This window comes from Pseudonocardia sp. GCM10023141 (assembly GCF_042653605.1).
Genome location: NZ_JBHSIR010000065.1, coordinates 38,411 through 50,866 on the forward strand (window position 1 = coordinate 38,411; position 12,456 = coordinate 50,866).

The window sequence follows — 12,456 nt, forward strand, 5'->3', positions numbered from 1 at the left end:
CAGTACCTACGAAAGTCGCCTCGGCGGGGCGACCAACGGCGGTGGTGTACCGGTCAAGCGCGATCGAGACTGGGCGGGCCGCGGTGACGGGTCACCGGCGCCGCGGTCAGCAAGTGCCTAGCACAAGCTTCCTTGGGGGGAGCAACGACCGGCCGAACGGGCAGGATCCGCCTTGCGGTAAGGTGGTCAAGTCCTCTTCGGGGGCGGCCGGGACGTGGCGCAGCTTGGTAGCGCACTTGACTGGGGGTCAAGGGGTCGCAGGTTCAAATCCTGTCGTCCCGACGGCCGATGGGCGGTGCCTTCTCGACGGGGGCACCGCCCATCAGCATTTCTACCTGCGGAAACGTCCGAGCTGACGATATTGGCGCCTGTCTTCGTGATCGTTCCGCTGATCATGGTCACCGAGTCCTTCTCCCTCTGAGTGACTAACTGAGTGACTATCCCGCTTCAGACGTCGGGAACAGGGCATCCATGCTGTCGGCACCTTCTTCGAGCACGGGGCGGAGCTGGTGGCGGTAGACGCGCTCTGTCACGGTCGTGCCGCTGTGGCCGAGCAGACGGGCGATCTGTTCGAGGGGCATGCCGGAGTCCGACAGCAGCGAGACGAAGCTGTGGCGCAGTTCCCGGGGTGTCCACGCACTGGCATCGAGTCCGGCAACCTTGGCGACGGCCCGGAAGGCGCGACGGACGTTGTGCGCGTCCATTTCGGTGCCAGCCCTCGTGGGGAACACCAGCGCAGTCGGGTCAGGAGCTCGTCCGAGTCGAGCGCGGTGGACGGTGAGCGCGTCGACGCACCGGCGGGGCATCGCGAACCGTCGTCGAGACTTCTTGGTCTTGGTATCGCCACCCACGCGGTCGGAGCGCAGCACGGAGATCGACGGCGGAACCGGCGGTGTGGCATCCGGACTGCCCGCGAGGTCGATGTGCTCCCAGCGCAGTGCCCGAACCTCTTCGGTACGCGCACCGGTGAGCAGCGACAAGACGATGTAGGCGTGCAGTGTCGAGCCGGTGGCAGCGGCAAGGAGCGCCTCGGCTTGGACGAGATTCAGGGACTTCGACGGCCTACCGGCCTGACCGGTTGGGACCGTGCAGAGAACGACGACGTTGCGCTTGACCTTGTCGCGGGCCATGGCCCGAACGACTGCCCGGTTGAGGATGGAATGCATCAGCCGCAGGGTGCGCGTGCTGACCTCGCGAGACTGTGCGCGGAGCCACCGGTCCACGTCTTCGGCGGAGAGGTCACGGAGCTTGCGCCGTCCCAGCGGGGCGACGATCCGCGTCTCGGCGATGTTCGTGTAGTTCGTGACGGTGCTGCGGGCGCGTCCGGCGAGTCCGAAGGCGAGCCAGTCGCGGACGGCTTCGGTGACGGTGTAGCCCGAGGTCGCGAGCACGACCCCGTCCTCGAGGTCGCGGCGCATCTCCTTCAGCTTGTCCTTGGCGTCGGTCTTGCTGGTGGCGCTGCGCTTGCGGGTGATCCGCTTGCCCCGGGCGTCGAACCCGACGGTCACGGTCGCGATCCAGCGCTGACGGTCGTCGTCGAAGTGCAAGCCGCCCTCACCGCGGCTTCGGCGGGTGGTCATGACGCCACCTCGAACGGGGCCGAGGCCGCCGCCTCTCGCTCCAGCAGAGCGATGTAGTCGGTGATCGCGGCGGCGGGAACGAGCCGGGTACGGCCCACATGGACCGAGCGCAGCCGTCCGGATCGGAGCTGCTCGTAGAGCACGCTGCGCTTGAGGGACAGGATGGTCATGGTCTCGGTGATGCGATACAGCTCCTTGCCGGTCATGCTGCGCTCCTGGTGTCGGTCGTGCTCATGATGTTGCGTTGCTGCTGGCGCTGCTCGCGGTTGCGTTCGGCGATCGCGATAGCGAGTTCTCGTTCGGCGTGGTTGTGGTGGCCGAAGTGGACGGGTTCCCAGTGGTTGATCACGGTGATGGTGTCGAGGTCGGGCACCAGCGGCCCGGGGTCACCGGGGGTGCGGGTGTCGCGGCCGAGCTGGGCGAGGTCCTCACGTAGTCGCCAGGTGCGGCGTTCGGCGCGCATGCTGGTGAAGGTGGTGCTGTAGCGCCGGGACTTGGTGAGGAAGTGCCCGCGGAACCCGAGCATGTGGGCCCAGCGGCGCAGGTTGAGCTCGTCGTAGCGGTCCAGGCCGCCGAGCTCCCACGCGGTTTCGATCATCGCTCGGTGGTGCGGGGTGACGTTGAGCAACGCGATGTGCTCGCCGTCGCGGATGGGCCGGTCAGCGCCGTCGGTGGCGCCGGTGCCTTTGGTGGCGTACTTGGCGATGTAGCCGGCCAGTGCGGTGTCGGTGATGGCGCCGGTGTCGGGGTCCTCGACCGCGCGCGCGGCCGAGCGGGTGACAGGGCGGACGTCGACCTGGGTCCCGAACCGCAGTCCCAGCGGGGTGTCGTCGGGGCGGTTGACGGTCAGGGTGGCCGTGGTGACGGCGTGCAGGAGCGCAGCTCGCAGCGCGTCGTTGTCGAGCCCGAAGGGGCAGGGGTCGGCCGGACCGTCGGGGCCGTCGACGCGCACGACCATGTGGAAGTGCACGAGTCCACGGCGTTGGTACTCGGCGACCTTGGCGTAGGACAGCCGGACGTGGTCGCGGAACTCGCGGACCGGCACGCCGAGGTGCTGGGCAAGCGCGCGTCGCAGGGCGGTAGTGAAGCGGTCGAACAGCTTCCCGGCGTGTGCTTGCCAGAGCACGGCGGCGGTGTAGTCGTAGCGCTCGGGATCCAGGGCCGTTCCGGGTCGGGGGTCATCGGCGTGGTGGTGCTCGCCGCAGGGACAGGGGACGACGAACCCTCGAGGCGAGAGCCTCCGCGAGTGCACGGCGCCGAACGAGGGGGCCGTGAGCGTGACGAACGCGCGCGGGTGCACGGTCACGGTGGCGGGGACGTTCTTGGTGGCGTCCCCGGCGAGCCCGGCGCGCAAAAGGTGGAAGGCGTCGGCGGCGTAGCGGTCGGAGCAGGCGGGGCAGACAGCTTCGCGGCGGTTGCCGCACGGGCCCATGATCGGGCCGGAGCGCTCGATCAGGATTTCGCCGTCGCGGTCCAAGACGCGGCTGTAGCCGGTCAGGTGCACGGGTTGGGCGCAGCCGCCGACGGCGTGGACCTGCGCGCGCCAGGCTTTGTAGTCCGGTGAGCGCAGACGGTGGCTCATCAGGTCGAGGGGTTCGTGATCATGGACAGCGGATGCGGACATGGATCACCTCTTGCTTGATTCGGCCATGGGTGCGAGACCCGCCCGGGTAGGTGGTCGCCGGGCGGGTCTCGCGTCCTTCGGGGTGCTCGCGCTGCTAGCCGAGCGGGTGCAGCGCTGCCCAGCGGTTGAGCAGGGCATGGGTGGGTTGCGGGACCAGCACCGCGCGGGCCCAACCGCCGTAGCCCTCGGTTCGCACCTGGTGGTAGCCGCCGACCGCGAGGTGCCCGTCGCCCAAGAGCTGCGAGACGGTGTCGCTCTCGTAGCGCGGCACGGCCACGACCATGTCGCGGGCGATGGACGGGTCGCGCAGGAACACGCGCTCCGCCGGGCCGATCAGGACGTAGCCCGGTTCGGTGGCTGCCTTGACCACCGAGGTGAACAGATCCAGATCGTTGATCGGGGCCGGTCCGGGCGGTGGCTGTTCCGCAGCGACGGGCGTTCCCCACAGGCTTTCCTGCACGACGTCGGGCCGGGCAGGTGTGCGGGTGCGGCCCATGCACAGGACCGGGCGGCGGTTGACGCGGCTCATCGGGTCCACCACCAGTGCCAGCGCGCGTTCTCGACCCACTCGCGGCCGAGCTGGCGGATGGTGAACCACTCCATGACACACGCTGCGAGGACCGCGACCCAGAACCAGCCGGACCCGGCGGGCAGCGCGAGCCAGACGAGCCCGACCCCAACCGCGAGGGCGAGTGTGATCTTGAGCCAGGTCAGCAGGGCCCAACCGGTGACGTCGATCATCACGACACCTCCTGTCCTGCATGCGCGGCAGACCGGCAGTGCTCGGCGCGCCACTGGGTGGCCGTCAGGGCATCGGCGATGTCTTCTCGACGCTCCCGGACCTTGCGTGCGGTGAGCCGTACGGCCAGCACGACACCGACCAGGGCGGCGGCGGTCAGTGGCACGGCCGGTGACAGGGTCGCGATCAGTGCGACCGCGCCGAGCACGGTGAACGCGCCGACGATCAGGCGGACCTCGCGGTTGCGGTGCTGGTGGATGGTGTTCATGACGCGCTCTCCTCTCCGGACTCGTCGCTGTCATCGGTGTCGCTGTCATCGGTGTCGGTGGTGGTGGTCTTGCGGAAGGGCACGACCTCCCCGTTAATCACCGTTGGTGCGGGTGGGGGTGTGCAGAAGCGGGCGAAGTCGTCGATTTCGTGGTCCTCGACCCAGCCCAGGCGAAACCGCACGGGTGCGCGGGAGCCGGGGTTGATGGCGAACCCGATCCCGGAGTGCTGCGGGTCGCCGGGGATCTCATCGGCCAGCGCGCCCCGATCACGTGCGCCTTCGCCCAGGACCATGTCGACGTGGGCGGCGGTGGTGACACCGAGGCAGAGCCGGTAGTTGAACAGGTCGCGGTTGTCGATGATGTCCTTGGTGGGTTCCTGCAGGAATGCCCACACGGTGTGATCAGCGGCGCGGCCCTGGGTCATGACCTCACCTAGCAAGGCCATGGCGGTGCGCACGGCGGTCTTGTCGCCGTAGGCCGAGAGCATCGCGTACTCGTCGACGACCAGGATGTTGATCGGTGTCTGTGGGGTGACCGGGCAGGTGCGGACCCGGTTGGCGCGCATCCACGCCTGGCGCTCGGTCATGGAGTCGCGGAACTCGGTGACCAGCGCGACGGCCTGATCCATCGTGGTCGCCCAGCGGTGAAACGCTGCCTGGCCGCGTTCGGTCTCGGTGCCGCCCTTGAGGTCGATCATCCAGATCCGCACGTAGCCGTCACGGATCGCGGGGGCCATCCCGCGCAGCGGGTCCCAGATGAACCCGGACTTGCCCGCGCCGGTCGCGCCGACCCCGAGGATGTGCTTGCCGCGAACCCGGATGGGGAAGGGCTGGCCGTACTCGTCCTCGCCGATCACGACCGCGTGCAGGTCCACCTCAGCGGCGGTATCGGGCATGGGCGTGGCGTCGATGGGCGAGGTGAACGGCATGTGGCGCTCGATGATGAGCATCACCGTGCCGGGCCGCACCCGGGAGAGACCGATCCGGTGCGCGCACAGTGCTTCGGTCAGCGCGGGGAGTCGGTCGGTCCACATCTGGAGGTCTTGCCCCGGCGCGATGCGGACGCGGGCGGTGTCGATCGACGGGGTGACCGAGCGGACCCGGGTCAGGGCCGGGTAGACGACGTTGCCGGTGCGGCGCTGTTCCTTGGACAGGTCGCACTCATCGAGGAGTGCACGCCAGCGGCGACCGCGGTAGACGGTCCAGCGTCGCCACCAGGTGCGCAGCCGGGGCGCGGCGTAGCGGTCGAACGAGGGCGGGTGTGCCCGGTGCCATCCGACGGTGACCCCGACCAGTGCGGCCACCACGCAGGTGACGAGCAGCCAGCCGGCGGCGATCAGCCCGTAGGCCAGCGCGGCGGGCATCAGGACGAACTGTGGGTGGCGAGCGAGCCAGGCCAGCGCGAGGAACTCGCGTCCGGCGGAACGGGTGGTGCGGGCCGGGGTGCCGCTTCGCGGTCCGGGCATGGTGGTTGTAGCGTGGCGATTCACTGTTCACTCCAGAAATTGTGTGGGTGTGGATGGTGCGGGGCGTCCGCTGGTGATTCCGCCAAGAACGTCTAGCGGACGCCCCACCTCAGGACTCGTGCTATTCCTTGCGTAGTACTGGCCGGGCGGCGTCGAGCATGGTGGTGACCTTCGCGACATCGCGGGCCAGGTTGTCGTGGGTTTTCTTGAACGAACCCCGGCGGATCGGGATCCCGCGCATCGCCTCCCGCAGCGTGCGCATCGATGCGTCCAGTTCTTCGATGATGCGGTCCACTTGATTGGACATCGGGTTAGCGCCTCCACTCGCGGACGATCAACTCCGGTTCGAACCGTTTCGCTGATGCTGCGACGATCCGCAGCGTGGACCGGCACACCCGAATGGAGGACTTGACCTCATCGACGGTCGCGATCGACCAATGCCGGGTATTGCGGCGGGTCCACGCGCCATCTCCGGCTGATTTGGCGAGCTTCTCCGCTTCGGCGAGGACGTCCCCGACCAGTTGCAGTGCCCGCCAGAACTCGCCGAACCGTTCCAACGCCTTCTTGTTCGCGCGTCGTTTCGCCCATTGCCGTGTCATCTGCACGGCCCCTGTTGTCGTCGCCATTTCCTGGTGTCCTTCCGTGTCAGCGGCGACCGCGGTAGTACAACCGCCGCGCCAGATTGGTGATCTCGCGGCGGCAGGACCAGATCGCGTCGTCGGCTTGGTGCTCGGCCCACGCGATGTCGCGTCCGGATCCGCTCAGGGCGTCCTCGGCTTGGCAGTAGTCCTCGGTGCACCCGCCGCCAGAACCGGTGATGATGCGAGCGGCCCGTTCACCCGCGACGGCGACCACCGCGTGAGCGGTTCCTTCGGCGTTGTGGCGGGTGTTGCCCGTCGTGTCGGTGCGGACCCGGCAGTCGTCCACCTGGTAGCCGAGGTACTCGGCGGTGATCGCGTGCCCTGCCTCGTGAACGGCAGTCACCCAGCGTTCCGAATGCTCGACCACCTCGTTTTCGCGGGTAGCCGCAAATGTGGCAGTCATGATCAGGCGCTCTTGCGGATCGCGACCTGCGCCAGCCGCAGACCTTCCTGGATCCCGGCCCGCCACGCCTGCTCCGTGGGGAACAGGTCCGCCTCACCGCGTGACCAGTTGCGGCGCTCCCGCTCCAGTCGGCGGACCAGGCGCCGGACCACATTCTTGGACGCACTCGGACGGGTCATCGTTGCTGCGGTCATCACTGCCTCATTCCCCGGAACGCCGGTGCGGCGTCCTCATCGGTGTCTGTTGACTCGGTGTTGTCGGTGTCTTCGGTGCCGATCTCGCCGATGCCGCAGCATTCGACGCATTGCGCGGTGCCGCTGCAAACAGGGCAGTTGATACCGTCGTACTCACTCTCGGATCCCGACGTTGCGAGCAGGCTGCCGTAGCCGTCGCACGCATCGCACTGTCCGGAACCGGAGCACTCATGACAGATTCTGTCCATTCCCGTACTCCCTGGATGAATGGTCCGGCCGGACGGCTGTCGGGCCGGTTTCGGGCATGGGTGTAGCCACTGTGGAATTATCAAAGAACCGACCGGGCCGAGACTTGCCCGCGACGTACCCCCGCTATCAGCGAGGCATTACTGTGACTTTGCCGGGGACTGAGGCGGCGTCAGTCCATCGTCATGGCGTCGATCCACTCGGCGGGATCCATTCCGTCGAGGTACCACCCGCCGTCGATCAGCCGGAAATCCGACGGCGTCAGCTCGATGTCGTGTCGGGCCGCGCGAGCGATGTGCCGGTCTATCTCGACGCTCACGGTGTCCATCCGGGCTAGGACTTGTCGGGGCGCGGGGACGGAGCATGCGCAGGGGCCACGCTCTGCGCCTTGAACGAGATGCCAGCATTCACGCCGCGCGCACTGTCGATCCGGTACGGCGACACAGTCGGGTTGATCAGTACTACTCGTGCGCCCTCGTCGATCCCGGGTCCCGGGTCGTCCACGAGCGTCACCGAGATCTCCTCACCCTTCTGCGGTCGCTCCCCCACTGCCGGGATCTGCTTCGCGAACAGCGCCACGACGAACATCTGTCGCCCCTCGCGGTCCACGGCCGCTACCGCCTGGCCGTTGTCGTTCTGCTTGAACTTCGGTGCGGGCGGCTCGACGACCGTCAGCTTGTAGTTCCCCAGATCCACTCGGATGTCCTTCACAACTACCTCCTGGTTCGTGACGCCTCTTGGTATGTCAACTTCAACCTGGCATGCCAAGACTATCACGCGTTGGTGAGTTTGCCAAGAACTTGGCATGCCAACTAGGATGTTGATCGACAGCCACGACCTAGGAGCATCACCAGGCACATGACAGAACCGACATCCGAGTACTTGTACGAGCGCATCGCCGGCGCCCTCCGGGACCAGATCCTGGCCCGGACGCTGGCGCCGGGTGAACGCCTGCCTACGCAGGAGGAGTTGGGCGAGACCTTCGGGGCCTCACGCATCGCAGTGCGGCGCGCCCTCGACTTGCTAGAAGCAGAAGGACTGATCGATCGAGCGCAGGGCGGACGGGCGACAGTCCGGCTCTATGACCCGCTGGTTCGTCGTTCGGCGCTGCACTACCGGACGAACCCAGGCATGCCGTTTGCGGAGGAGGCGCTCGCGAGCGAGCAGACGCCGACGTACGACCACGACACAGTGCCAGAGCGGGCGGGGCTGGAGGTAGCTCGGCGTCTCAAGATCGGCGTTGGCGATGAGGTGATGCGCACGCAGTACGTCTCCTACGTGAACGCCCAGCCGATCATGATCGTGACGTCGTACGAGCCGCTTGCCCTTACGCGCGGAACCCCGATCGAGCGGCCGGAGGAGGGACCCCTCATGGCGGCCGGGATCGTCGACCGTTTCACCTCCATCGATCTCCGCCCAACCAGCGTGACTGAGCGACTGCACGCGAGGATGCCACGCCCATCCGAAGCGGAACTCCTGGCGCTCAAGCCGGGCATCCCGGTCATCCTGGCCGTGCGCATTTGTTGCGCAGGCGAGCTGCCGATCGAGACGGCCGATCTCCTGTTTGCGGCTAACCAGTACAAGTTGGAGTACTCGCTAACCGTGGAGCCTCTATCCAACTAGCCGACAAACGGGTAAGGGCGCGACACCCATGTTTCGGGTGTCGCGCCCTTTGCGTTAGGCGATCCGCCTAGCAGTTCACCAACTCAGGCCGCTGATTCAAGAGCTGTGCGCGCGGAGAGATGAACCGCTCATACTCCTCGGTTGCTTCCGGGCGGAACAGCCCCACCTTGTGGCAGTTTTGGAATGCCAGCCGCACGCCGAAGTGTCGCTGTACTGCTCCGCGCATGGCGTCACTGCCGACGAGCCGGAACACTTCACCCTGGTCCGTGGCGGTTGGCGGTGCCTCAAGGTTCTGCACGGACGCATCTCCGCTGGCGTCGAGCTCCTTGGCCAGGCGCTCGATCATTCCCCACGCGTACGGTAGCGACGTTTGGATGCAGGTCACAAAATCATCGTCGGAAACCGGACCTTGCTGAGCTTTTTCCAACAGTTCTGGCGGAACCGTGAGGGACACCGAGCCTCCTGGGATAGATCACGCGGACAACGACGCACGCTACGGGGATACACGGCGTGGTCGAATCACCCGGACGGGCGGTTTCCTACACATGCAGAGATTCGCACGTTGCGCATTGTCACCGCCAAGTCGAAAATCCGAGTAGGAAACACGCGCCCGATAAGCGCGCTCACCACCGCTTTCCTAGTGTTTGGCCCGGTGCTTAGCCGGTATCGTCTCTCGGACTGACCGTGACGATCGACGATGAGGGGCTGCGCGCGTGGAACTGACGCCCGGCCCGCGTGCCGAGCTGCAAGCGCTCGCCGCCAGTGAGGGGCGCGCCAGCCGATGTCTCGAAGCGTGCCCGGGCCGTCTTGTGGCGCGCTGAGGGACTGCTGCATCGCGAGATCATGGACCGGGCGCGCGTCACGCGACCAACCGTGGCCGCCACGCTCGCGAGGTATGAGTTCGGGGGAACAGTGGCGCTCCTCAGTAAGCCCCCGGCATCCCGTACGAGCAGGTACCTGCCGAGATCCGAGGACACATCCTCGACCTCGCTCGCGCGACGCCGCCCGCGGAGTCCGCCGTCAGCCATTGGTCCACATGCGCAAGCGACCCGCCGATCAAGGCCCTGCTCACTGCCACCGTCGCCGTGCGGCTCTCAGTCGACGCCCGCTAACCGGACGGAGCACGCCTCTGCCCCAGAGGTCGCGTGTTGAGACTTTCCCTACTTGTTCAAGGCGGCGCCTCCGGCGCCGCGCCGCTCTCCGCCACCCGGGGCATGCGGCCTCCGGCCGGTCCCCGTGCGGCGCGCGGCCCGCGGAGGCTCGCCGCACAAGGGGCCTTATGACCAACCACAGGCCTCGCCCTCCTACGGGTCGAACCCCCAGGGGCTTGGCCAACCCATAGCGACACCCTCCAGGGAGATTCAATACCTACCTACTTACGTGGAAATACTTGCGAGATGAACTATTGTCGTCGCTATACGTGACGACTTTGAACTCCCCGACTTCACCCGATTGGATCTATCGCCCCCATCGATAGGTGAGCACTCTGTGATCCCTAGCACTGACGATCGCCTTCCTGTTAGCTTTAGCAACCACAGGAGGCGAGGTCTTTAACCAGGCCCGGCCCAGGAGATTTCGGCCGCCCCTGCACACGTTTCGACGGAGGGACCAAGATGGATCCGGAAGTGTCCCATGATGAATCCTCAGAACCGCCAGGACGCCTTCCATTTCACGGCAAGACTAGGCGCGAGTTCGTCAAACGACTCATAGGGGGCCTGGCGATCGCGATACCGGCAATCCAGCTTCTTGCGAATCCTCCGAACGCGAATGCGGCGGTGCTGGCCGGATGCCAGAGCATGTACTTGGTTTACCAGGGCAACTCATGCGGTCGATATGACTACTGCCATTCTGGCACAGGCTATAATTGCCTCGGCATATACTATGCGTATGATTCGACCACGGGAGCCTTCTGCAAGACCGTCTTCGAGAGTCTAGGCCCCTGCGGGGGCGCCTGAGAGGAAGTGCATTCCCATGAAGCTTCAAACCTATGCAGATGTAGTAAACTCCGAAAATCCGAGCCGAACTGCCGCCGCTGGAACCGCTAACCCAGGCGAACTCTTAGAAGACGTGCTCCGCCGGTCGGAAGGGCGCTACGAAGTTTCGATCGTCCTGTCAGACAGAGTACGAGACGAGCTACGCAAGATGTCAGAGATCACCTCGGACAGTAAGCTCGCCACGACTGCCAACCAGAGCGAGGTCAAAGTCTCCTTGGAGCACCTCCGGCAGTATGATCCTGGCTCGACACGGATCGTTTACGGATTCACGATCGAACGCGAGCCAGGCGATGCCGGACTGGAAAATTTTGGTCGATGATTGCATTGGTAGTCATTCGCGAATCACTTGGCTGCTATTTAATCTTCACTCTCGCCGCAACTGGCATCGCAAAAATGACGGCTTGGCGAGTGTCCTCGCTCGGGGTTGCGGCCGAGAGGTTGATCCCACGGCGGGCAGCCGCGCCAGTTATCATCCTGGTATCGATAGTTGAAGTCCTGCTATCGGCGGCATTTGCGCTCGACGCGTACCCTCAGGCTATCGGATTCGCGACTGCTATTATGTTCCTGTCCTTCGGCGCCTACAAGGTCATCGTAACGACGCGAACTGGACGAATTTCCTGCAGCTGCTCCGGGATTCCAGTGGCCCGTACGGTAGGCCGATCAGGGCTTTCGGCCGCAGTCACGACTTCAATCACGCAGGCATCTATTGCATTCTTGTGGGCAGTACTGCCACACGGGACTGGCTACCTTCGCGGCACGGCAGCGGCCGTTTCGATTGCCGTCCCCGTCGCTGTTTTCGCCTATGGGTGTTATCGCAATACATGCGGCCGCTTGGTGCAATCCGTGGCCTAGCAATGCTCTCATGACAAATTGTACCTTGGGCTGTTGAGGTGTCCGGCCAACGCGGGCTCGCATCGCCACGACCGGCGTCGATGTGCCCGTCATGCGTGGAGACCTAGCGCAGGATGTCCGCGGTGCCCACGCCGGATCATCGGAAATATCGCTTGGGACGCCGACGTCGAAGTTGAGAGCTAGGCTTGGGTTCGACCCCGCTCGAACCCAACGGTTTGCTTGACGACGGACTCAGGCAATGCCCTCGCCGGGCGGGCAGGTCTCGGAGATGACGGGGTCCGCGGGCTGGTAGCTGTCCAGCGGTGGGTGGGCGGGGGTGCGCGCCATCTCCACGACCTCCCAGAGGGCTATCACGCCGCGGACAGGGGGCAAGCCTGGCAACGGGGCCGGGGGAGACGGCGACGACTCCGTCGGTCGCCTGTCGAGGTACTCGTGTTTGGGGGAGGGTTGCCCCCTATCCGCGGCGTGATCGGGCTGCGCCAGGTCGAGGAGATGGCGCTTCGGCCCCGCGCGTGGTTGGATCGAGTGCCCGGTCGACGCGCAGGTCAGGGCCATGATCACGGGGTTGCGACCGAGTGTCTAATTGAGTGACAACCGAGCCGTAATCGCGTGGATCCGCCTGGACGTGGACGGACGAAAACGCGAGCACTCCGCCGGTGACCGGCCGGTCAGATCACCCGCGGACGTGCCTGGGGGTCAAGGGGTCGCAGGTTCAAATCCTGTCGTCCCGACGGCATGGTGGGCGGTGTCTTCTCGACGGAGACACCGCCCATCAGCATTTCTACCTGCGAAAACACTGTTCGGTCGCGATCTTGCCGGCCGCTCT

Annotated in this window: 19 protein-coding genes and 1 tRNA gene; 5 read left to right on the forward strand and 15 right to left on the reverse strand. The window is 66.0% G+C overall.

Annotation, left to right across the window (positions count from 1 at the left end; all coding sequences use genetic code 11):
* Nucleotides 1-208: 208 nt before the first annotated feature.
* Nucleotides 209-282 (forward strand) — tRNA-Pro (locus ACFPFQ_RS36730).
* Between the two features lie 155 nt (nt 283-437).
* Here ACFPFQ_RS36730 and ACFPFQ_RS36735 read toward each other — a convergent pair.
* The 14 genes from ACFPFQ_RS36735 to ACFPFQ_RS36800 all read right to left on the reverse strand — a co-directional run bounded on the left by ACFPFQ_RS36735 (nt 438) and on the right by ACFPFQ_RS36800 (nt 7,872).
* Nucleotides 438-1,580, reverse strand: a complete 1,143-nt coding sequence (locus tag ACFPFQ_RS36735; RefSeq protein ID WP_379627341.1) for a site-specific integrase — start codon at nt 1,578-1,580, stop codon at nt 438-440.
* Nucleotides 1,577-1,786 (reverse strand): helix-turn-helix domain-containing protein, encoded by a 210-nt coding sequence (locus tag ACFPFQ_RS36740; RefSeq protein WP_379627343.1) that lies wholly within the window; start codon nt 1,784-1,786, stop codon nt 1,577-1,579. The genes ACFPFQ_RS36735 and ACFPFQ_RS36740 overlap by 4 nt, the downstream gene beginning before the upstream one ends.
* A complete protein-coding gene (locus tag ACFPFQ_RS36745) occupies nt 1,783-3,204 on the reverse strand; it encodes a replication initiator (RefSeq protein ID WP_379627345.1) in 1,422 nt (473 codons plus the stop codon). The genes ACFPFQ_RS36740 and ACFPFQ_RS36745 overlap by 4 nt, the downstream gene beginning before the upstream one ends.
* Before the next feature lie 94 nt (nt 3,205-3,298).
* Nucleotides 3,299-3,733 carry a hypothetical protein gene (locus ACFPFQ_RS36750; RefSeq protein WP_379627347.1) on the reverse strand — a complete coding sequence of 145 codons (435 nt, stop codon included), beginning with the start codon at nt 3,731-3,733 and terminating at the stop codon, nt 3,299-3,301.
* Complete coding sequence (locus ACFPFQ_RS36755; RefSeq protein ID WP_379627349.1) at nt 3,730-3,948, reverse strand: hypothetical protein; 219 nt, start codon at nt 3,946-3,948, stop codon at nt 3,730-3,732. The genes ACFPFQ_RS36750 and ACFPFQ_RS36755 overlap by 4 nt, the downstream gene beginning before the upstream one ends.
* Nucleotides 3,945-4,211 (reverse strand): hypothetical protein, encoded by a 267-nt coding sequence (locus ACFPFQ_RS36760; RefSeq protein WP_379627351.1) that lies wholly within the window; start codon nt 4,209-4,211, stop codon nt 3,945-3,947. The genes ACFPFQ_RS36755 and ACFPFQ_RS36760 overlap by 4 nt, the downstream gene beginning before the upstream one ends.
* A complete protein-coding gene (locus ACFPFQ_RS36765) occupies nt 4,208-5,677 on the reverse strand; it encodes an FtsK/SpoIIIE domain-containing protein (protein WP_379627353.1) in 1,470 nt (489 codons plus the stop codon). The genes ACFPFQ_RS36760 and ACFPFQ_RS36765 overlap by 4 nt, the downstream gene beginning before the upstream one ends.
* A 121-nt stretch (nt 5,678-5,798) precedes the next feature.
* Nucleotides 5,799-5,984: a hypothetical protein gene (locus tag ACFPFQ_RS36770; protein ID WP_379627355.1), complete on the reverse strand. Its 186-nt coding sequence runs from the start codon at nt 5,982-5,984 to the stop codon at nt 5,799-5,801.
* Nucleotides 5,985-5,988: 4 nt separating this feature from the next.
* Entirely contained in the window at nt 5,989-6,303 is a 315-nt protein-coding gene (locus ACFPFQ_RS36775) for a hypothetical protein (protein WP_379627357.1), read from the reverse strand.
* 19 nt (nt 6,304-6,322) lie between these two features.
* Nucleotides 6,323-6,787: a M50 family metallopeptidase gene (locus ACFPFQ_RS36780; protein WP_379627359.1), complete on the reverse strand. Its 465-nt coding sequence runs from the start codon at nt 6,785-6,787 to the stop codon at nt 6,323-6,325.
* Complete coding sequence (locus tag ACFPFQ_RS36785) at nt 6,724-6,915, reverse strand: hypothetical protein (protein ID WP_379627361.1); 192 nt, start codon at nt 6,913-6,915, stop codon at nt 6,724-6,726. Before ACFPFQ_RS36785 ends, ACFPFQ_RS36780 begins: the two co-directional genes overlap by 64 nt.
* Nucleotides 6,915-7,163: a hypothetical protein gene (locus ACFPFQ_RS36790; protein ID WP_379627363.1), complete on the reverse strand. Its 249-nt coding sequence runs from the start codon at nt 7,161-7,163 to the stop codon at nt 6,915-6,917. Before ACFPFQ_RS36790 ends, ACFPFQ_RS36785 begins: the two co-directional genes overlap by 1 nt.
* A gap of 170 nt (nt 7,164-7,333) precedes the next feature.
* Nucleotides 7,334-7,480, reverse strand: a complete 147-nt coding sequence (locus ACFPFQ_RS36795) for a hypothetical protein (protein WP_379627365.1) — start codon at nt 7,478-7,480, stop codon at nt 7,334-7,336.
* A gap of 14 nt (nt 7,481-7,494) precedes the next feature.
* On the reverse strand, nt 7,495-7,872 hold the full coding sequence (locus tag ACFPFQ_RS36800) for a hypothetical protein (RefSeq protein ID WP_379627367.1): 378 nt from the start codon (nt 7,870-7,872) through the stop codon (nt 7,495-7,497).
* Between the two features lie 147 nt (nt 7,873-8,019).
* Between ACFPFQ_RS36800 and ACFPFQ_RS36805 the strand changes: the two genes are divergently transcribed.
* Nucleotides 8,020-8,784: a GntR family transcriptional regulator gene (locus ACFPFQ_RS36805; RefSeq protein ID WP_379627369.1), complete on the forward strand. Its 765-nt coding sequence runs from the start codon at nt 8,020-8,022 to the stop codon at nt 8,782-8,784.
* Between the two features lie 67 nt (nt 8,785-8,851).
* Here the strand turns inward: ACFPFQ_RS36805 and ACFPFQ_RS36810 are convergent, their stop codons facing one another.
* Entirely contained in the window at nt 8,852-9,238 is a 387-nt protein-coding gene (locus tag ACFPFQ_RS36810; RefSeq protein ID WP_379627371.1) for an SCO5389 family protein, read from the reverse strand.
* Between the two features lie 308 nt (nt 9,239-9,546).
* Here ACFPFQ_RS36810 and ACFPFQ_RS36815 point away from each other — a divergent pair, with 308 nt between their 5' ends.
* From ACFPFQ_RS36815 to ACFPFQ_RS36825, 3 genes are all read left to right on the forward strand, one after another.
* Complete coding sequence (locus tag ACFPFQ_RS36815) at nt 9,547-9,936, forward strand: helix-turn-helix domain-containing protein (protein ID WP_379627530.1); 390 nt, start codon at nt 9,547-9,549, stop codon at nt 9,934-9,936.
* A gap of 819 nt (nt 9,937-10,755) precedes the next feature.
* A complete protein-coding gene (locus tag ACFPFQ_RS36820; RefSeq protein ID WP_379627373.1) occupies nt 10,756-11,097 on the forward strand; it encodes a hypothetical protein in 342 nt (113 codons plus the stop codon).
* Nucleotides 11,094-11,630, forward strand: coding sequence for a MauE/DoxX family redox-associated membrane protein (locus ACFPFQ_RS36825; protein WP_379627375.1), 537 nt, complete (start codon nt 11,094-11,096; stop codon nt 11,628-11,630). The genes ACFPFQ_RS36820 and ACFPFQ_RS36825 overlap by 4 nt, the downstream gene beginning before the upstream one ends.
* Nucleotides 11,631-12,456: the final 826 nt, after the last annotated feature.

Bases quoted from the DNA above. Each gene is read 5' to 3' on its own strand.
- ACFPFQ_RS36735 (WP_379627341.1), bottom strand. From the start codon at position 1,580: ATGACCACCCGCCGAAGCCGCGGTGAGGGCGGCTTGCACTTCGACGAC.
- ACFPFQ_RS36740 (WP_379627343.1), bottom strand. From the start codon at position 1,786: ATGACCGGCAAGGAGCTGTATCGCATCACCGAGACCATGACCATCCTG.
- ACFPFQ_RS36745 (WP_379627345.1), bottom strand. From the start codon at position 3,204: ATGTCCGCATCCGCTGTCCATGATCACGAACCCCTCGACCTGATGAGC.
- ACFPFQ_RS36750 (WP_379627347.1), bottom strand. From the start codon at position 3,733: ATGAGCCGCGTCAACCGCCGCCCGGTCCTGTGCATGGGCCGCACCCGC.
- ACFPFQ_RS36760 (WP_379627351.1), bottom strand. From the start codon at position 4,211: ATGAACACCATCCACCAGCACCGCAACCGCGAGGTCCGCCTGATCGTC.
- ACFPFQ_RS36765 (WP_379627353.1), bottom strand. From the start codon at position 5,677: ATGCCCGGACCGCGAAGCGGCACCCCGGCCCGCACCACCCGTTCCGCC.
- ACFPFQ_RS36770 (WP_379627355.1), bottom strand. From the start codon at position 5,984: ATGTCCAATCAAGTGGACCGCATCATCGAAGAACTGGACGCATCGATG.
- ACFPFQ_RS36775 (WP_379627357.1), bottom strand. From the start codon at position 6,303: ATGGCGACGACAACAGGGGCCGTGCAGATGACACGGCAATGGGCGAAA.
- ACFPFQ_RS36785 (WP_379627361.1), bottom strand. From the start codon at position 6,915: ATGACCGCAGCAACGATGACCCGTCCGAGTGCGTCCAAGAATGTGGTC.
- ACFPFQ_RS36790 (WP_379627363.1), bottom strand. From the start codon at position 7,163: ATGGACAGAATCTGTCATGAGTGCTCCGGTTCCGGACAGTGCGATGCG.
- ACFPFQ_RS36805 (WP_379627369.1), top strand. From the start codon at position 8,020: ATGACAGAACCGACATCCGAGTACTTGTACGAGCGCATCGCCGGCGCC.
- ACFPFQ_RS36820 (WP_379627373.1), top strand. From the start codon at position 10,756: ATGAAGCTTCAAACCTATGCAGATGTAGTAAACTCCGAAAATCCGAGC.
- ACFPFQ_RS36825 (WP_379627375.1), top strand. From the start codon at position 11,094: ATGATTGCATTGGTAGTCATTCGCGAATCACTTGGCTGCTATTTAATC.